16 protein-coding genes are annotated in these 18833 nt (G+C 63.5%); 5 read left to right on the forward strand and 11 right to left on the reverse strand.

The window, feature by feature from the left end:
• Window positions 1–51 precede the first annotated feature (51 nt).
• Window positions 52–282 carry a hypothetical protein gene (locus GXP34_08060; GenBank protein NOY55926.1) on the reverse strand — a complete coding sequence of 77 codons (231 nt, stop codon included), beginning with the start codon at window positions 280–282 and terminating at the stop codon, window positions 52–54.
• Between the two features lie 397 nt (window positions 283–679).
• Between GXP34_08060 and GXP34_08065 the strand changes: the two genes are divergently transcribed.
• Window positions 680–844: a hypothetical protein gene (locus GXP34_08065; GenBank protein NOY55927.1), complete on the forward strand. Its 165-nt coding sequence runs from the start codon at window positions 680–682 to the stop codon at window positions 842–844.
• A gap of 12 nt (window positions 845–856) precedes the next feature.
• Here the strand turns inward: GXP34_08065 and GXP34_08070 are convergent, their stop codons facing one another.
• Window positions 857–2740, reverse strand: coding sequence for a long-chain fatty acid--CoA ligase (locus tag GXP34_08070; protein NOY55928.1), 1884 nt, complete (start codon window positions 2738–2740; stop codon window positions 857–859).
• Between the two features lie 352 nt (window positions 2741–3092).
• Here GXP34_08070 and GXP34_08075 point away from each other — a divergent pair, with 352 nt between their 5' ends.
• From GXP34_08075 to GXP34_08090, 4 genes are read left to right on the forward strand one after another with little or no spacing between them, the layout of a single operon-like run.
• Window positions 3093–3695: a hypothetical protein gene (locus GXP34_08075; GenBank protein ID NOY55929.1), complete on the forward strand. Its 603-nt coding sequence runs from the start codon at window positions 3093–3095 to the stop codon at window positions 3693–3695.
• Between the two features lies 1 nt (window position 3696).
• Entirely contained in the window at window positions 3697–5019 is a 1323-nt protein-coding gene (rsxC, locus tag GXP34_08080; protein NOY55930.1) for an electron transport complex subunit RsxC, read from the forward strand.
• The gene (locus GXP34_08085) at window positions 5016–5927 is read left to right on the forward strand and encodes an RnfABCDGE type electron transport complex subunit D (GenBank protein NOY55931.1); all 912 of its coding nucleotides are present in this window, start codon (window positions 5016–5018) and stop codon (window positions 5925–5927) included. Before rsxC ends, GXP34_08085 begins: the two co-directional genes overlap by 4 nt.
• Entirely contained in the window at window positions 5924–6913 is a 990-nt protein-coding gene (locus tag GXP34_08090; GenBank protein ID NOY55932.1) for an FAD:protein FMN transferase, read from the forward strand. Before GXP34_08085 ends, GXP34_08090 begins: the two co-directional genes overlap by 4 nt.
• A 304-nt stretch (window positions 6914–7217) precedes the next feature.
• Here GXP34_08090 and GXP34_08095 read toward each other — a convergent pair whose 3' ends face one another.
• From GXP34_08095 to GXP34_08135, 9 genes are all read right to left on the reverse strand, one after another.
• Window positions 7218–8753 carry a PAS domain S-box protein gene (locus GXP34_08095; GenBank protein ID NOY55933.1) on the reverse strand — a complete coding sequence of 512 codons (1536 nt, stop codon included), beginning with the start codon at window positions 8751–8753 and terminating at the stop codon, window positions 7218–7220.
• Between the two features lie 175 nt (window positions 8754–8928).
• The gene (locus GXP34_08100) at window positions 8929–10281 is read right to left on the reverse strand and encodes a pyridoxal-phosphate dependent enzyme (protein ID NOY55934.1); all 1353 of its coding nucleotides are present in this window, start codon (window positions 10279–10281) and stop codon (window positions 8929–8931) included.
• A 1-nt stretch (window position 10282) separates the two neighbouring features.
• On the reverse strand, window positions 10283–11230 hold the full coding sequence (cobA, locus tag GXP34_08105) for a uroporphyrinogen-III C-methyltransferase (protein NOY55935.1): 948 nt from the start codon (window positions 11228–11230) through the stop codon (window positions 10283–10285).
• Window positions 11218–11910: a phosphoadenylyl-sulfate reductase gene (locus GXP34_08110; protein NOY55936.1), complete on the reverse strand. Its 693-nt coding sequence runs from the start codon at window positions 11908–11910 to the stop codon at window positions 11218–11220. Before GXP34_08110 ends, cobA begins: the two co-directional genes overlap by 13 nt.
• Window positions 11907–12590 (reverse strand): bifunctional precorrin-2 dehydrogenase/sirohydrochlorin ferrochelatase, encoded by a 684-nt coding sequence (locus GXP34_08115; GenBank protein NOY55937.1) that lies wholly within the window; start codon window positions 12588–12590, stop codon window positions 11907–11909. Before GXP34_08115 ends, GXP34_08110 begins: the two co-directional genes overlap by 4 nt.
• Window positions 12587–14347 carry an NADPH-dependent assimilatory sulfite reductase hemoprotein subunit gene (locus GXP34_08120; protein ID NOY55938.1) on the reverse strand — a complete coding sequence of 587 codons (1761 nt, stop codon included), beginning with the start codon at window positions 14345–14347 and terminating at the stop codon, window positions 12587–12589. Before GXP34_08120 ends, GXP34_08115 begins: the two co-directional genes overlap by 4 nt.
• A 6-nt stretch (window positions 14348–14353) precedes the next feature.
• Window positions 14354–15235 carry a sulfurtransferase gene (locus GXP34_08125; protein NOY55939.1) on the reverse strand — a complete coding sequence of 294 codons (882 nt, stop codon included), beginning with the start codon at window positions 15233–15235 and terminating at the stop codon, window positions 14354–14356.
• Between the two features lie 394 nt (window positions 15236–15629).
• Window positions 15630–17240, reverse strand: a complete 1611-nt coding sequence (locus tag GXP34_08130; GenBank protein ID NOY55940.1) for a glycerol-3-phosphate dehydrogenase/oxidase — start codon at window positions 17238–17240, stop codon at window positions 15630–15632.
• Entirely contained in the window at window positions 17237–18832 is a 1596-nt protein-coding gene (locus GXP34_08135) for an FAD-binding oxidoreductase (protein NOY55941.1), read from the reverse strand. Before GXP34_08135 ends, GXP34_08130 begins: the two co-directional genes overlap by 4 nt.
• Between the last annotated feature and the right edge of the window lies 1 nt (window position 18833).

The raw sequence follows: 18833 nt of genomic DNA on the forward strand, positions 1-18833 counted from the left end.
GCGAGCGGTGCTACCGAAGGAAGGAGCACCTCGGCGTGCATCGAGAGCCGCTCAGTGGGGGTGTTCCTCATCACGCTCAGCGTCACGCTGCACACGCTCCTCCTTGCGTCGGAGGTCGGCCTGCACACGCTCCTCCTTGCGTCGGAGGTCGGCTTGCACGCGTTCCTCCTTGCGTCGGAGGTCGGCTTCCTCGCGTTCCTCCATGCGTTCGCGCTCGTAGCGCTCGTTGTCCTCTTTGCGTTCGCGCTCGTGGCGCTCCGCACTTTCCTCATCGGTTTCCATGCCACGCTCCAGCGCTCGAGTATCCGCGTTTCCTCGCCTGTGAGGGTATCGCATTTGAGAGCCGCCGTCGCCGCAGCGAAGTCGTGCCCACGGACGTGCGCATGTCGTGCGGATCGTGTTCGACCATGAGGGCGACTCTGGCTCGCAGGGGGCGACGATCCGTTCGATCGTGGAAGGCCTCCTGGAACCATCCAGCCACGTCCAAGCCACGGTGCGGCGTGAACTCTTGCCGGGGGAGTGGCTCCTGGCGCGACAGGGTGAGGTCCCCGACAGACAGAGGTCCCCGACAGACAACGGTCGCATAGGGAGCATTCCTGAAACGACTCAGGGGAGCAAGTGCTTCCGACGCCGTAGCCGACCATAGGCGGCCGGAACTCGACAAGGACCGGCAGTCCTGATGGCAGCCGACCTCGCTTCCCATCTCTTCGTGGACGGCGGCGAGCAAATCCTCGTCCACGGCTGCTTCTTTGCCGCCGCACGGCCGGACTTGGCCTTGGGACTCCGGGTCGGCACCTTCGCTGAGAGTGAACTCGGGATCGGGTCTTGCCGGTTCCCGGGTTGACCAGCCGGCTGTCTATCTGTACATCGCGTCGATCTCGGCGGCGTAGTGATCTCTTATCACCTTGCGTCTCACCTTGAGGGTGGGCGTGAGCTCGCCGCGCTCGATCGAGAAGGGTTCCTCGAGGATTGTGAACCTCTTGATCTGCCGTACTCGGGCAAGGTTCTGGTTCGCCTCGTCGATCGCCGCCTGGACGGCGCGCTCGACCGCGGCGTCGTCGAGGCCCATCTCCTCGACGGCTTCCGCGTCGAGTGATACCAGGACGGTGAGATAGGGCCTCAGGTCCCCGATCACGATGGCGTCGCCGATGATCGGAGCCGTTTTCAGCTCGACCTCGATGAGCGATGGGGTTACATTCTCACCGCCCGAGGTGATGATGATGTCCTTCTTGCGATCGGTGATGAAGAGGAATCCGTCATCGTCGATATATCCGACATCGCCGGTGCGGAGAAAGCCGTCCTCGCTCAACGCCTCTGCCGTCGCCTCCGGATTCTTCAAGTACCCGAGGAAGTTGTTTGGGCCGCGGGTCAGGATCTCGCCGTCTTCGGCGATCTTCAGTTCGACCTTCGGGAGGGCAGTACCCACCGACCCGAAGCGGTTGTTGGTGGGACGGTTGAACGCACACAGACCCGTGCACTCGGACAGACCGTAGACGTTGAGAATCTGCAGCCCGAGGCCTGCGAAGAACTCGGGGATCGAGATCGAGAGCGGCGCAGCGGCCGAGAACGCGAACCGAGCCTGATCGAGACCCATCGCCCCCTTCGCCTTCGAGTAGACGAGCTTGTCGAACAGCCTGTACTGCAGGCCGAGCCACGCACCCGGTGTCTGCCCCCGGTTGATGGCGTCGACATGCCGTCTCCCGACGGTCAACGCCCGGTCTACGAGCACCTTTTTCGCGCCGGCAGCGCTACTCACTGCTTCATTCACGCCGGCGTAGAACTTCTCCCAAACCCGTGGCACCGCAAAGAACACCGTTGGGCGGACTTCTTTGATGGTTTCTGCGAGGCGTCTGATGTCCGTCTCGTAGTAGACCATGTGACCACTCACCGCCGGTGTGATGAGGGTTATGACTTGCTCGGCGATGTGCGAAAGGGGGAGATAGGAGATCACCCGGTCCTCGGGACCCACCGGGACGATGTCGATGAGGACTCTGGCCATGTATGCCAGAGCCTCATGGGGCAGCACGACCGCCTTTGGAGGTCCGGTGGTGCCCGACGTGTAGATGAGGGTCCCTCCGTCGCGCGGGCCGAGAGCGTCGAGCCTGGTGTCGACGGTGTCATCGGAGATATCGCGGCCGCCTGCGACGAACTCGTCCCAGGTCAGGACGCCTTCTACACCGACCGCGTCGTCGCTCATGAGCACGATGTGATGCAGACCCGGCAGCTCGGAGCGCTTGACCAGGATCTTGTCCAGCTGCTCCAGATTCTGAACGAGGACCACAGGCGACTCGGAATGGTCGATGACGTACGCGCACTCCTTCGGCGTGTTGGTTGCGTAGATTCCTGCGGGCATCGCACCGATTGCCATGGCGGCGACGTCGAAGACGACCCACTCGGGCTGGTTGGTCCCGAGGATGGACACCGGCATGCCGGGTTCGACACCGAGCGCGATCAGTCCCTTCGCGGCGTCACGAATCTGAGACGCGTACTCGGTCCAGCTCGTTGTCACCCAACGATCGCCGTCGCGCACGGCGTACGCGGGCAGGGCGCCCCGCTCGGTTCCGGTTGCCAGGATCTTGTGGACAATGCTCTCGAACGCCACAGCGGCCTCCTTGCGTTCGTGGGCGGACACCAATAACACTACGCGTCCACCACCGGCCGGTCGCGCGTTTTGGAGGTCATCGAAAGAATTGGCCGAGTAGCCGCACGTTGAGGTTGTCGACGATCCGGGGGTCCGCATTCTTGTCACGCATTCCACCCATTCCGGGTCCTGTACGCGCGCGTTGGCCACCTTCGGATCGTCGTGCACGGCAGCGCTCCATTCTGCAACCCGCGCCCGCTCTTGCGATGGCAAATACCTGCATTCTCCCTGCCTGCAAACGCCACCGAGTTGTTCTGCTCGAGATCGCGGCCAAGGCAGGTCGGCTGTTCACGAATGACTTCTCCACGATGACGCCGCCGACAACGAGATACCTACTTGACATTCCAGGCGACTGGAAGGAATAAGGTGTGGGCATCGTGCAGATCCGATCGACTTTCTGGAGGACTTCGTTCATGAGTTGGCGCTTCTATGGCGAGGCATGGTCCGTGGCATGGTGAATGCGGAAATGGAGAGCTCCAGCAGTGAGACCACGATGCAGTCTCAGCGGCTTCTGCGTGCCCCACTGCGCGTCGGCATCGTGTTCACGCTCCTTGTTCTCGGTCTCAACCTGGGTGCAAACCTCATGATCGGTGGCTTTGAACCGCAGATCCACGAGCTGTTCCTGCGCGGCGTATCGTCGCAAGCCCTCGTACCACCGACCAATGAGCCACAATTCGCCGAGATGCCCCCGCCGAAGACCGACGCGGATGTGGCACATATGGCATTCGAGGTCGTGCTCACCGATTTCTTCCCGCAGAGTCTCTACAACACGGTCTACGTCTTCCTCATCAGTCTCTTCGCGGCAAATGCCCCGCTCATCGGTGATCATGAACGACGGGTCATTACCTGGATGGTGGGTGTGGGCGGCCTCACCTTCGCCACTGTGTTCCTGGTCACCGCACTTCTCACCCCCACCTTTGGGCCCGCGGGCCACCAGATCGCCCGCACCTGGCTTTTCCCCATCCCCGCGCTGATGATCGCGGGTGCGTTTACCTGGACGATCTTCGCCCACATCGCCGGCCTGTTCGCCCCGAGCCCGAAGACTGCCGGTTGACATGCAACTGTTCACACGGCGCCGACATGTTCCATTGCTCGATGCCCGCAAGGACGCGACGGCGACGGCTGCGATCACAACGTTGCCTGCGCCGGAAGTCGCGATCGTCCCCCTCCGTCAGCATATCGGTGAGACGTGTGAGCCGATCGTACGTGTTGGAGACCGCGTGCGGATCGGCGATGTCATCGGCGAGAGCCCCGCTCGAGTGGCGGCAACGGTTCACGCCTCTGTTTCGGGGAGGATCCTCGAAGTGGCAGAACATCCGTACCCGCTCGGAGGTGTCGTCCCTGCGGTGGTGATCGAGAACGACGGGAGGGACGAGTGGACGGATCTCGCCGTGCTCGCGGATCTGGAGAAGGCAACCCCCGAGCAGCTTCGGGCGGCTCTTCGTCGTGCGGGCATCGTTGGGATGGCCGGCGCAGGATTCCCGGCCGCGGTCAAGCTCGATCCCCCTGCCGATGTCGACATCGACATGGTGATCATCAATGTGATGGAGGGAGAGCCGTATCTCTCGGCGGACCATCGCATGGCCGTCGAACGCACGGACGAAGTCGTCGACGGCTTGCAGTGGATCATGCGCATGGTCGATGCTCCCCGCGCTGTTTTCGCCGTGGAATCGGACAAGGAAGATGCGGCAGCTGCGCTCGAACGTGCGGTGCACACGGCGGGTCTCGGCTCGGTGGTCGAGGTACGGCTCATGTCGCGCGACTATGCGGCAGGGGCCGAGAAGATCCTGATCAAGGTGCTCCTGGGCCGAGAGGTCCCCTCTGGAGGGTTCCCCTACGACATCGGGGTCGTGAGCCAGAACGTGAGTACCGCCGCCGCGATCTCCCAGGCCGTGCGTCGAGGACGTCCGCTTGTGGAACGTGTTGTGACGGTGGCCGGTGAGGCCGTAGAACACCCTGGCAATTACCTGGTGCGAATCGGTGCCTCGTTCTCCCACGTCCTCGAGCAGACCGGCGCGACCGGAGATGCCGACCGGGTGATCATGGGTGGCCCCATGATGGGGATCGCTCAACGAGACCTGGCAGTCCCCGTCATCAAGCCGACTACCGGGATCTTGGCGCTCTCTCCAGAGGAATCTCGACAAGGCTCGGAGGTTCCCTGCATCCACTGTGCCTGGTGCGTCGAAGTGTGCCCCATCGGTCTGATGCCGTATCTCTTCGTCGATCTCATCCGGTTGAACAAGCCGTTACTGGCAGATACCTATCACCTCTTCGACTGTTTCGAGTGCGGCCTGTGTGACTACGTCTGTCCATCCAACATCCCCCTCGTCGAAGTCATACGTGCCGGAAAGCGCACCATCCGCGAGGAACGGCGATGAAGGCCGTCTCCTCACCGCACATCAGACGCTCACTGACGAAACCTCGGGTGATGTGGGAGGTCGTCGCGGCTCTTGTCCCGGCGGCCAGTTTCGGCGTGTGGTATTTCGGTCCAGCCGAGACGCTTCCACAGTTGGCCGCCGCGATCGTCGCCGCCGTTGCAGCCCAGGCAATCGTCGAGCGGCTGCGTCACCGGCCCATCACCATCATGGACGGAGCGCCGTTTCTGACGGGTCTCATCCTGGGCATGAGTCTTCCGCCAGGCCTCAACCCGTTGATCGCCGCCGCCGGGGGAGCGGTGGCAACCGGGGTGATCAAGGCGTTCGTCACCACGTCCACCGGCAGAAGCCTGCTGAACCCCGCCATGGCGGCGCGGGTGCTGATCGTGTCGGAGTTCTTGGTACCGATGACGACGTTCCCCGTCGACGCCGTATCGGAGGCAACTCCACTCGGCGCCGCTTCGCGCCCCGGCTATCTCGACATGTTCTTCGGTACTCGGGGCGGTTCGATCGGTGAGACCACGACGATACTGCTCCTTCTCGGTGGCGCGTACCTCTTGTGGCGGGGCATCATCCGGTGGCATCTTCCCGCGGCCTACCTTGTCGGCGTCGCGGCAACATCGGTGGTTCTCGGACGCCAACCTCTCTTCGATCTGCTGGCGGGCGCCAGCATCATGACCGCCTTCTTCATCGTCACCGACCCCACAACGTCACCGGCAACAGTGCCGGGACGAGTGGGATTCGGCTTGGGTGCCGCCGCCATCGGCACCTTCATCCGCATCACCACATTGTTTCCCACCGGGGAGGCGTTGGGAGTCGTTCTCGCCAACTTCGCCACACCTTTCATCGATCGCGTGGTAACCAATCGTGTCTACGGGACTCGAAAGCAAGGGAGAAGGGCGCCGGCATGATCTCCCGCCGTCACTTCCTCAGGGACATGCTCGGCGTCGTCGCAGGTGCGGGACTGGTCGGTTTGCCCGTGTGGGAGTGGACAGCCAGGCGCGACCGGGTCGATCGATACGTCCGTGCGATGATGGGGACCGATGTCGAAATCGTCCTGATCGGTCTTGAACCGGACGTCGCCGCGTCCATTGCGGAGAGGGCGTTTGCCGGCATGGAAGGGGTGGCGAGTCGCCTTACGGTCTTCGATCCGACCAGTGAGTTGAACGACTTCAACGCGACCGCCGGTTCGGGACCCGTCCGCCTCGCTCCGGATCTGGAAGCCGTGTTGTTTCAGGCAAATGCGTTGCGCTCGGCCACGGAGGGCGCGTTTCTCCCTCTCAGCCGGCTCTGGCGACCCGATGAGGGCCGAGTCCCGGAGACCGCGGCGATTGAAGAAGCCCTCGACGCCGTCGCCCGGGCGGAGGTGAACCTGTCGGGCGGCCTGGGGCAGCTCACGTCGACCGCAAGCCTCGACCTCGGGGGAATCGCCAAAGGTTTTGCCGTGGATCGGGCGGTTCGCATCCTGCGGGCGGCAGGTGTCACGAATGCGATCGTCGATGCAGGAGGAGACCTGCGGCTTCTTGGCTCCCACGCCGGGCGACCCTGGCGGGTCGGTATCCCCGACCCCTTCCGACCCGAGCGGATCTCCAGGGTCCTTCACCTTCGCGACGCTGCCGTGGCGACATCCGGTGACTACGAACGATTCTTCACCGTCGACGGCGTTCGCTATCACCACATCGTCGACCCGCGTACGGGATACCCTGCAAGAGGGACCCACTCGTTCACGGTGGTTCTGCCCGATGGGATGTCGGCGGACGGCGCAGCCACGGCCGGATTCGTGCTTGGGCCGAGGGACGGTCTCGAGTTCGTCACCGGAAAAGGAGGCGAGGCTCTTGCCATCGGTGCGGACCGAACCTGGGTGCGCACGGGCGGTCTCGAGGACCGCCTGGCCTGAGAGATGATCCTGTAGCCGCCGCGCGAGGACAGTACGACTTCCCTTTGCGCATCTGAGGTTGCTGGTTCGATCCCGGCAGTCTTCAGGAGGAAGAACATGCTCGGGTGGCTATCCGGCGGAGCATGCCTCTTGTGCAATCTCGGGTGCATCAGGACGTGTCGCGGCTGGACTGCTCGAGCCTTCGAGTTCGACATGGTCCGCAGCCACATCTGTGGACTCGATGTGCAACTACTGCGAGTTGCCGTATTCCTCGAACCTGAGTGTCAGGCCGGAGAACTAGTTGGGAATCCCCGTGCGCCGTGTCTCACTCGTACACGGGCAGTGTCAGCTCGAAGATGGTTCGTCCATCGGCGTGGCGGTAGGTGAGGTCGCCGCCCATTTTTCGGGCAAGGTCTCTCGACAGCGGCAGACCGATGCCGATTGGTCCGGGTTTGCCTTGCTGGGGTTGCGCGACATGGAACCGTTCGAAAATCCTTTCTTGGTCCTCTTCCGACAGCGGCGGTCCGTTGTCAGTCACCGCAAGCGTAATGATCTCTTCACGTCGGTCGATCTCGACTTGTAGATCCGTTCCGCCGTAGCGTTCTGCGTTCGTGACGAGGTTTCGCAGTATCTGACGCACCCTGCCCGGGTCGGCACTAGCCAGGACGGTGCCTGTAACTTCGACAGTTGCCGCGACACGAAGGGACTCGAGGACCTTGCGTGCTTGGGCCTCCAGGTTGACCGGCACCTGGATGACCTCGAGTTCTCCCAGCTCCGCCTGCGCTCCCACCAGGAGGTCCTCGACCAGGTTCGCCATGTCAGACGCCTCAGAAGCAATATCTCTCATCATGGCCCTTTGCTCCTCAGGCGAAAGGCCGGAGTCCTCTCTGAGAAGTTCGGAGAACCCGAGTATTGCGGTCAGCGGGGTGCGTACCTCATGGGATACCGAGGCCAGCAGCTGCAGACGGGACTCGGCCATCTCCTCGAGCCTGCGGAGATTCTCCAGGCGTTCGGTCACGTCTCGGACGATGGCCATCAGTGTGCGCTGTCCGTTGAAAGTCACGTTCGCGATCGAGATCTCGATACGGAATTCCTCACCATTCGCTCGCACCCCATAAAGCACGGGTCTGGTATCCATCCTCCGGTACCGCTGCGAAGAGACGGCAAAGTCCCGGACGTGCTTGGGATGGCTGTGGCGGAATCGTTCCGGAATGAATCTGTCGAGCTTGCCTCCAAGCACCTCGCCGGCGGACTCCAGGCCGAACATCTCGACAAACCGATCATTGGTCATCACGATGTTTCCGTCGGTGTCGATCACGACGATGCCGTTCGGGGCCAAGCTGAACAGGGCGTGCCACCTGGCGGCTTCTGATCGGAGGAGGCTGCCGGTTTCGTGGTATATCAGACCGCCGATGCTGTTGCCGATCACGAGGATGGCGATGGAAAGCGCCGTGAGTGTCGGCGGCGCCTGCAACCTCAGGATGAACACTACGGCTGCGATGACGATTGCGGCACCGAACCAGAGGTTCAACCAACGTCCTCCGAGATATGCTGCCGCGGCGGCAAAGACCGTGTACGTGAGAAGGGCGCTCACGAGGATGACCGGTTGGTTGACCAACGCTGCTGCGATCAAAAGAAGGCCGGCCAGACCGACCAGGACGTCGAGCCGGGGCCGGTCATTCCTCAGTTGCCACAGAGCGAGACCTGCGAACAGGAACAGGGCCACCGCCGAGGCGGCGAGGCTGACATCCTTATGGACGCCGGCGGCAACTCCATACGCTACCCCCAACGCCGCAGCGACGTAGACTCCCACGTGCACGTATCGGCGGTGCAAGTCCTCCACTGTCGGCCAGAGATTCACCGTGATCCAACTATACCGACGGAGTCACGAAATTGCCTGCATACGGCACATCTAGGCCCGTGCAACTCCAACCTCTGCAGACGCATACGAGGGTCTTGGTGCCAGGGTACGTCCGAGGCGGAAGCCGTAACTCCAACGAGCCCCAAGGTTGATCATGACTACCTTCGGACCTGGATCATGCAAGGTCTCGACTCGCCGACTCGGTGACGAAGCCGTGTTCGCGCCACGCGATCATCCCTCCGGCGAGGTTTCGTACATTGCGATAGCCCAACGTGGTCAGGAAGAGGAGACCAAGAAGTGAGGCGTTGCCCTTCTCGCAGACGCTGAGCACGGGCGCTTCGAGATCTTCGGGGAGGTCCGAAACGCGCTCGTTCAGGTTCTTGAGGGGCATGTTGACGGCACCCGGGATGTGCTCCAAGGAGAAGTGCAAATCGTTACGCACGTCCATGACGAACGGCTTGTGGTTCCGCCACAGCTCGTGGGCCGATTCGACGTCGATGGTCAAGGCCATGTTGGCTCTGATATTCCCGGCCATCTGGTCCAGCAGCCGCTCCTTTCCAGTTGGTGGGGTCGCTTGCGCCGAGCGCAGACCGGCCAGATGTTTGACGACCGATGATGCATACTTGAAAGCGCTATCGGGGAAGATCACCACTACCAGATTGCCGGGCTCGTCGGCTATCAGCTTGAACGCTCCCTCCAGCGCCATGGCAGAACTCGGTCCTGCTGTGATGCTCTCCTCACGGTTCAGCCGCAAGCAGAGTTCGAAGGCGTTCTGGGTTTGGACCTCCACCAAACCGTCGTACTGCTCAGGCTGGAAGAAGTGCGTCTGCTGTAGTTGTTGGATGCTGCGCACACCGGGGATGTCATGTCCCTCATTGGGGTGGACACCAAGGACCTGCACATTCGGATTCTGTTCCTTGAGGAACCGGCCCGTCCCGGTAATCGTGCCGCATGTACCGAGACCCGCGACCAGGTGCGTCACCCTGCCCCGTGTCTGACGCCAGATCTCAGGTCCGGTGGTCTTGTAGTGCGCCTCGGGGTTGGCCTTGTTCTCGTACTGGTTCAGCATCTGGAACTCCGGGCGTTCGGCGATCTCCATCGCGTGGGCGATGGCACCCTCCGGTGCCCATGGTGCGGGGCACAGGGCGTCCTCCAATTCCAGCACCTCGGCCCCGAAGAAACGCAGCATCGTCCGTTTCTCCAGCGGAATCGAGCTGGAAAGAGGAGTGGTGAGAGAGTAGCCCTTCGCGTTGGCGATCATGGCGAGACCGAGACCGGTATTGCCCGAGGTCGGCTCCACCAGCTTCTGGCCTGATCCGATCTCCCCGCGTTGCTCCGCGTTGCCGACCATGTTGGACGCCACCCGGTCCTTCACGGACCCGAACGGGTTGAACCATTCCAGCTTCGCGTACACCTGTGTGTGTTCGAATGGGCTCACCCGAGTCAGACGCACAAGGGGTGTGGGGTTGTCGGGGTTACAGAGCAGTCCGAGAATCGAATCGTAGACGCGAAGGGAATGGTCGTTCATGTCATGCTCCTCGAAGGCCTGTCGTGGATGGTTGCCACTTTGATCTGTCCTTCCGCCCCGCCACGGCTGTCGGTCGGGATTCGGAGTGTTCCCCGGCCGGGCGGCAGTCGCCCAACATGTCTGAGACGACTTGTGGAACCGCATCGAGATGCCGGCCGGACGCGGACACCTGTACCCTCGAAGCAAGGGCGGCGCGAAGCTCGACGACGTGCCCCACCACCAGTATCGCCGGCGCCTGGACCGCAACCGTCTCGGCCGCGATCTCCCCGAGGTTCGTGACCAGGACACGCTCATCGGAGGTTGTTCCCCTTTGGATGAAGGCGGCCGGCTCGTCGGGTGAGCGGCCTGTCGCGATCAGAGAGCGGGCAATGGCGCTCCGGCGGCGCACCCCCATGAGAATCACCAACGTGTCGATCTCCGCGTAGCGGGACCACTCCGGCATGGATCCGTTCTCTTTGTGGCCGGTGATGACCGCGAACGATTCGGCGACGCCCCGCTGGGTGAGGGGGATGCCGGCCACACCGGGCACCGAGGTCGCCGAGGTGATCCCGGGGACGAACTCCACCTCGATGTTGTGACGGCGGAGGTATTCCCACTCCTCGCCTCCACGTCCGAAGATGAGGGGATCTCCACTCTTGAGGCGCACAACCGTCTTTCCCAACGCGACGTAGGTGAGCATCGTGCTATTGATACGATCTTGGCTGTTGCCCGGCCCTCCCGGCCGCTTCCCAACGTCGATGAGGATTGCCGCCGAGTCGGCCATTCTGATGATCTCCTGGCTGACCAGACGGTCGTGGAGCACGACATCGGCTTCCTCGAGGACGCGAAGCGCCTTGAGGGTAAGGAGTTCGGGGTCCCCGGGACCGGCCCCCACCAGGAACACCTTGCCAGAGGAAACCGCTGCCCGCCGTCCGGAGGGGACGGCTTCGTTTCCTGTCACGAGCCGCATGTCGTGGCCTCCCCGTTGGGCGGGTGGATACCGCACTCGGTCTTCGTGCCGTTCCAGCGACCTGAACGAGTGTCGCTCGGGTCGAGAGGCAGCGACGTGCACGGAGCACAGCCGATGCTCGGATAACCGGCAGCGTACAAGGGGTGTAACGGCAGGTCGTTGGCGCGCGAGAAGTCGAGGACTTCTTCCCAGGTCCAGTCGACGATCGGGTTCACCTTGATGAGCTGTTTTCCGGTGGGAAGCCGGTATCGGTCGATTCGGGGAGTTGCGGCCCTGGTCGGCGCCTGGTCACGTCGCAGTGCGGTAAACCAGATGTCGTAATCTTGCAGCGCCCGGAGGAGGGGATCGACCTTGCGCAATCGGCAGCACAGATCCGGATTCGTGAGGGGCAGGTCGTCCACGAGACCCTCGCCCAGCCCGTCGCCGGGAGTGATGTTCACCAGGTTGAGGTCCCATGTCTCGGTGAGCTGGTCGCGGAATGCGTACGTCTCGGGGAAATGAAGGCCGGTGTCCACGAAGAGCACCGGGATGTCAGGCCGGAAGCGTCGGATGATGCTGAGCAATGCGATGCCGCCCGCCTGGAAGCTGCAGGTGATACCCACGTTGCCTGGATACTCGAGAGCGGCACCGACCAGCGTCTCGGCCTTGAGCTCCTTGCGCGTGCGAGTGGTGGCGGTCACAGTTCCTCCTCGGCATCAAATAGCTCTTGCGCAGCTCGATAGGCGGCTTCCATATCGCCACGCCGCACGTGCTGGAAGGTCTCGTCGCCGATCAGCCGGCGCCAGGCTCGGCGCCTTTGCGCCGGATCGGTGAAACGGTCGGCCACCTCCGGCCTGAGGTTGCCCAGCAGGTCGAGATAGGCCCCGTACTCGGGTCCGATGCCGTGCGCGATCCGGTCTCGAAGCCAGACGGAGAACGCCGGCGCCAGACCGCTGGAGGAGACCGCAACGACAAGATCGCCCTGCCGGTGTACCGCCGGAAGGATGAAGTTGCAGTGGTGCGGGTCATCGGGGGCGTTCAGCAGAATCGAGTGCTCTTCGGCCTCCTGCCACACCCGCCGGTTGACATCCCGATCCTCGGTGGCCGCGACGGCGAGGAAGCAGCCGGTGAGGTCACCCTTCCGATACGGTCTCGGGATCCAGGCGATCCGCCTGTCCTCGAACCAGGTGAACAGACGTTCGGTCAGCTCTGGACTGACTACGGTGACGTCGCCATGGGCGGCGAGCAGACCCTCGACCTTGCCCTCGGCCACCTTTCCCCCTCCGACGACCATGCAGGATCGACCTTCCAGGCGGAGGAGGAGCGGGTAGTGTGCCGGAGTGCTCCCGGACGGTTGTGTGCCTGTGTGGGTGACGGTCATGGGAGGGTCGCTCCGTGGATCGGGGATGGTCGGTACTCGTCGAGATCGATCGGGTCCGGTGTGGGGATGGGAAAGCGCTCATCACGGTCGGCCGATTCGGCATCTCCCACACCGCTGCGGAGACAGAAGTCTCCGAAGGTCTCTCCGTCGAATCTGTCATCTCGATATGCAGTCAGAATCGGCGAGAGCAGGTGAACCAGGTCCTCCCTGGCCACGTTCTCGGCGAGAAGCACATTGAGGCGCGTCCCGAGGGCGCTGCCGCCCACATGGACGTCGTACCTGCCCTTGCGCCTGCCGACGAAGGCGATCTCGGCGCTCTGAGGGCGCGCGCACCCATTTGGGCAACCGGTCATGCGCACTCGGATACTTTCTTCGCCGATCCCCAGTGCGTCCAGTTCGGTCTGGAGAGCCCGTGTGACCTCGGGAAGGACACGTTCGGACTCGGTGACCGCCAAGGGGCACGTGGGAAGGGCCGGGCATGCCATGGAGTGCAGGATCACCGGGGGTATCCGACCGGCCGGAAGGACGCCGTGATCCTCCAGCGTCGATACGACGTCCACTCGCTCACGATCGGTGAGGTCGGTGAGAAGAAGGTTTTGCCCTGGAGTGAGCCGGAATCCGGGCCGGAACCGCTCGGCGACGGCACGGAGTCCGGTGCGCAACAGCACATCGCCACGGTCGGCGATACGTCCACCTTCGATCGGCACTCCGACGAACCATCGGCCGGCGTCCTGACGATGCACACCCAGATGGTCGTCGGCGTCGGTCCACGACAAGGGCTGTGGGGCAGCAAGACGTCGGCCGAGCCGTTGTTCCAGAGCATCCTTGAAGATGTCAACGCCCCAGTGGTCGATCAGATACTTCAACCGGGCTTGTTTACGGTCCAATCGGTCACCGAAATCCTTCTGGATACCGACGATCCCTTCGAGTACCTCCAAGAGGTCCTCGGGAGCAACAAAGCAGAGTGGGTCGGCCAGCCGCGGGAAGGTGTCGGGTCTGCCGTGAGTTCGGCCGAGACCGCCGCCGACCAGCAACGTGAACCCCTCCAAACTCCCGGATCGCACATCGGCGATGATGCCCACATCCTGGGAGTAGACATCTATGCAGTTGTCTTCGGGGAAAGCCAGACCGATCTTGAACTTGCGAGGCAGGTACGTCCTGCCGTAGAGCGGCTCCTCGTCGGCAGCGGCGGCGGTGACTGCCCGTTCACCGTTCATCCAGATGTCGTAGTAGGCGCGGGTGCGTGGGCGAAAATGATCGGCGATCTGCTCTGCGAAGGTGGCCAGGCCCACACGTGCTCTGTCAGGGAGCGGCGCCGGGCAGCTCATCACGTTGCGCACGGCGTCGCCACTGGCGCCAAGTGTCGTGACAAGACGTTGATTCAGTGTCCGAATCAGTGTGGCGAGATCGGTCTTGCGGGCATGGTGGAACTGCACGGCCTGACGGGTTGTGAGACGAAGGGTTCCGTTCCCTGCCTGGTCGGCCAGTCGATCCAACGCCAGGTACTGTTCGGTCGTCAGCACGCCTCCCGGGATTGCTGCCCTGACCATGAAGATCACGTCTGGGTTCGCGCCGGGTGCCAGGTCGGCGCGGACATCCCGATTGTCCTCCTCGGTGATTCCGTGGAACTTCAGTACCACGACGTTTTCTTTGCTGAACGACGGTTTCTCGTCATCCAGTTCCCGGACGATGGTGCCTCGAAGAAAGCCGCTGCCGGCCTTGATCTGCTCGACCAACGAATGCTCGATAGAGGTCATGCCCGCTCAGCAGCCTTCCAGGTCCGACGCGCTCACCGGATCGCCTCTCCGCCGGCCCCGTTCCACCGGCGCGCCGGTTGTTGCGTAGTCCACCCAGGAGCGCTCGTAGTGCATGACCCGCGGGTAACCCAGCAATTCCTTGAGGACGAACCAAGTGTGGGCCGACCGTGCACCCGACAGTGAGTAGGTGACGACACGGGCGTCTCGGGGGACCGATTCGCGCTCGAAGAGTGAGCGCAACTCGTTCAAGGACCGAAAGCTCCGGTCGACGTTGGTCGTCCGCGGCCAGGGAACATTCCTGGCCCCGGGAATGTGACCTCCTGCATAGTTCTGACGCTGCGATGCATTTGGGGGTGCCAACTGTTCTCCCCGATACTCTTGTGGCGAGCGGGTGTCGACGAGGACGGTGTCACCATCTGCGGCGAGGACGTGGTCTCTGCTCGCTCTCAGTTCTTGCCGATCTGCGCCCGTCACCCGAAAACCGGTGGCTTGTGGTGAGGCGATCTCCCGGGTCAGCGGGCGTGCCTCGAGTCGCCACTTCTCGCGCCCACCGTCGAGCAGATGGACGTCGTCGAAGCCCCGATACTTGAGCAACCAGTAGCCGAACGCTCCCAACCAGTTTCCGGGTCCTCCATACACGACGACAGTGGACCTGTCGTCAACCCCGGCCCGGGAGAGCACGCGACTCAGTTCGGCTTGATCAGGGCAAGAAGGCGGCTCCGGACGCTGCAGATCGCACAGTCCACTCCAGAGGGTTGCGCCGGGAAGGTGGCCCTGGTCGTAGGCGGCCGGATCCGCGGCCACCTCGAGGATCCTGATCCGGGGGTCCCCAAGCCGACGTTCCAGCCACTCGGTGGTGACGAGGGCATCTGGATTGGCATAGCTCATGTGTGGTCGCTCCTGGTGTCGCAGACCGTCGTCGACGAACGACAGTTATCTGGAAGGGGTGTGACGACGCCGGAACGTGCTAACGGGTGGTGGCGTCGTCAGGAGCGTGAGGCGATGGACACGCCAACGCTCGGGTGAACCACCCGAGAGCATCGACACATACACATCGTCCACAACATGAGGGCCGCAATGTACCGTATCGAGGGAGTTGACGCAAGCACCGGGGCTCCGTCCTCGTGCCAGACCCGCCCGTGAGTAACCGGGGATTCTCGGACAAGCGGTCCGGTGTTAGCGAACGCGGAGGATCCGGTGTGATACAGCTCGCGGCCGATGAGATCCGATTCGCCCCGCCGGGCGTCCGCAGCGGCGCGAGGACTGACAGTGACACGAGTGCTCAGGTTGCCGCGGTTGGCTTCGACAAGCCGGGGAGCCTGTAGTTGCGCCGCCAGCAGTCCAGGTACTGCTCTACCTCGCTTTCCCAGCGAGCGTCGTGCCAGCCCAGTTCGTCTTGCACGATGGTTCGGATCCGTGGAAGGAGGTCGGCGCCGCCGTCGGGGACCAGCAGACCGACGCGAACGCGCCGGAGCAGGAGGTCCTCTAGATGCACGACTGCTTCGGTTCGAGCTGCCCAACGCAGTTCGGCCCACAGCAGCGGAGTACCGGGGATGAGCGAGAGCTCTCCTGGACCGGCGGCTTGGATGAGGGCGACGGCGTCGCGAGACCACCACCCGCCCAATCGGCGAACGAGGTCCTCGCCGAGTTCTCCGCCTGGAACCTCATCTGCCGGATCGAGTGCAGGGGCATCGTGATCTGCCGGAGGCAGATCCGGCATGCGGGAGTGCAGAGCATCGATCGCATCGCGGGCGATCAGCCGAAACGTGGTCAACTTGCCTCCGGTGACAGTGACCAGACCGTGCTCGTCGAGAATGATGTAGTCACGGGACTCCTGCGAGGGATTCGACTTGCCGCTTCCGATGACGGGGCGTATGCCGGAGTAGGTGGCCGTCACATCGGCGGCGCCGACATCGAGGGCCGGAAAGAACGCGTGGACCCCTTCCAGCAGGTAGTCGACTTCTCGCGGGCTGATGGCCGGCTCGTCGTCGAGCGGCGCGACATGATCGACGTCGGTGGTGCCGACGATCGTGACGCCTTCCCAAGGGAAGAAGAACACCGGCCTGTGATCCTTGGGGTGGAGGACGGCCACCGCCTGTGGAACCGGCAGGCGCCAAGCCTGGATGATCAGATGACTGCCGCGCAGAGGGCGGATCATCGACTCACCATCGACCCGGCTCCGCAGCCGGTCGGCCCAGGCGCCGGTCGCGTTGATCACTGCCTGGGCGGACACGTCGATCGTTCGACCCGTCTCGGTGTCCCGGACTCGTACGCCCACGACCTGACCGTCACGGCGGACCAGATCGACCACTTGGGCATAGTTGAGCGCCGTGGCACCCGACCGGACGGCCTCTTTGAGCACCCGCAGTACAAGGCGGGCATCGTCGGTGCGGGCGTCGAGATAGTGGAAGCCGCCGCGTAGGCCGGTCGCTCTGATGTGGGGGGCCAGGAGACGAAAGTCACCGGGGTCATGGAATGTATGGCGCCATTGCAGAGCGAGGAGGTCATACAACATCAACCCCAATCGGTCCAACAGCAAACCCGGGTGCTCTCCTTGATAGGTCGCCAGCAGGAAGCCGAGCGGGTCGACCAGGCCGGGTCCCTCACGGAGAAGCCGATTGCGCTCTCGCACCGCCGCCCGGGTGATACCGATCTTGCCTTCCTTGAGGTAGCGGAGGCCGCCATGGACGAGCTTCGATGAGCGGCTCGAGGCACCCCAGGCGAAATCTCGTTGTTCGACCAGCAATGGCCGCAGGCCACGTCGAGCCGCCTCGCGCAGGATGGCGGCACCTGTGATACCTCCCCCGACGACGATCAGATCCCACGGGCGGTCCAGCGCGGACCAGACGTCTTCACGCCGGCCGATCCAGGAACTCCCGAGTGCCGCGTTCATGGCACCAGCTTTCCAGGATTCATGAGTCCGTCCGGGTCGAAGCGGCGCAGAGCGTCCCCAAGTACCGCGACGCCCAGTGTGCCCTTCTCTGCCTGCATGTAGGGGAGGTGGTCCAGGCCAACACCGTGGTGGTGGCTGATTGTTCCGCCGTGGGCAAGAATCGTCTCGCTGACGGCTCGCTTGAGCTGCCGAGCACGATCGATGGATATCTCGGGATCGCCTGCGGCCCGGAACACACAGGTCGTGTAAATGCTCGCCCCGGTCGGATACACATGGGAAATGTGTGTAAAGGTGAGGATCCGTTCATCGGGATCATCGAGGGGAGTGCGGAGGGCGGCCTCCTCGATCGCCGAAATCATCTTGGGGACATGGGTCCAGTCGGTGGCGGTTTCCCAAGTGTCGACGGCATAACCCATCTCCCACAGGTTGTTCCGCAGATAGGGTGCGGCGAAGCGACCGGCGAGCCAGCGGTTGCCGAATGAGCGCCCGACATCGATTCCACCGTGTCGCCGGATGGTACGGACGGCGATCCGGTGTGTCCGCCGCACCTCGGTCGAAGTGCCGGTAAGGCCCATGATGAGCAGGCTCTTCGTCTCGCGGATCTTCCGTAACGAAACGACCCTCTCCAAGGCTGCTATGGCTCGCGGATGCCCGGCAAGGGCGAGCGTCAGTGCGGTTTCTCGGCTGGAGCTCAGTCGCAGCATGGAGAGTGGCAGGCGGGCCTGAACCATCTCGCGGATGGCGATCTGCCCTGCAGCGAAAGTGGGAAACAACACACCGTGGAACTCTTCCCGTTCAGGGAGTCGTGTCACGCGCACGGTGGCCCGGGTAAGGATCCCGAGCCGCCCTTCGGAGCCGAGCACGAGCTGGCGGAGGTCCGGGCCCGCCGCCGAGGCAGGATAGGGGGGCAATTCGATTGATCCGGCGGGCGCCTCCAACCGCCCGCCGGCAAAAAGATCTTCGATACGCCCATATCCGAGTGACTGCTGGCCGCTGGAACGGGTGGCCACCCAGCCGCCCAACGTCGAATACTCGAACGATTGGGGAAAGTGACCCAGTGTGTAGCCGCGCGCTCGGAGCCGGCCCTCGAGATCGGGGCCGGACACGCCGGCACCGAAGGTGGCGAGGCGACTTGCCTCGTCGAGGTGATACAACTGGTTGAGACGTCGCATATCGATCGTGACGACCGGACGCTCGTCCGGTTGGGGATTGATGTGCCCCAGGACGCTGGTACCGCCCCCGTAGGGGATGAGACGAGCCCCGAGATGCGCTCCCCACGTGAGCAGCTCTCTGACCTCTTCGTTGGTGCTTGGCAGCGCCACTCCGTCAGGGAACGAACCGATCCGGCCGGAACGGAGTGCCAGCCAGTCGAGGAGGCTCTGGCCCCGAGCGTGCCGGACCCGGGTGCGGGGATCTGTGATGACCAGCGGGTGGTCGGGGAGTCTGGACGTCGGTACCGTGGCGATCACCGACTCGAACCGCGCATCGTCCGGCGGGGTGCCGACACCGATGACCCTGTGCAGCATCTGGACTCCGTTGGGCGGCAGGGGATGGTCGGTCCCATCATCTCCCCAGCCGTTCCAGCGTCGCATG

The sequence above is a fragment of the Actinomycetota bacterium genome, from assembly GCA_013152275.1.
GTDB lineage: Bacteria > Actinomycetota > Acidimicrobiia > Spongiisociales > UBA4744 > BMS3Bbin01.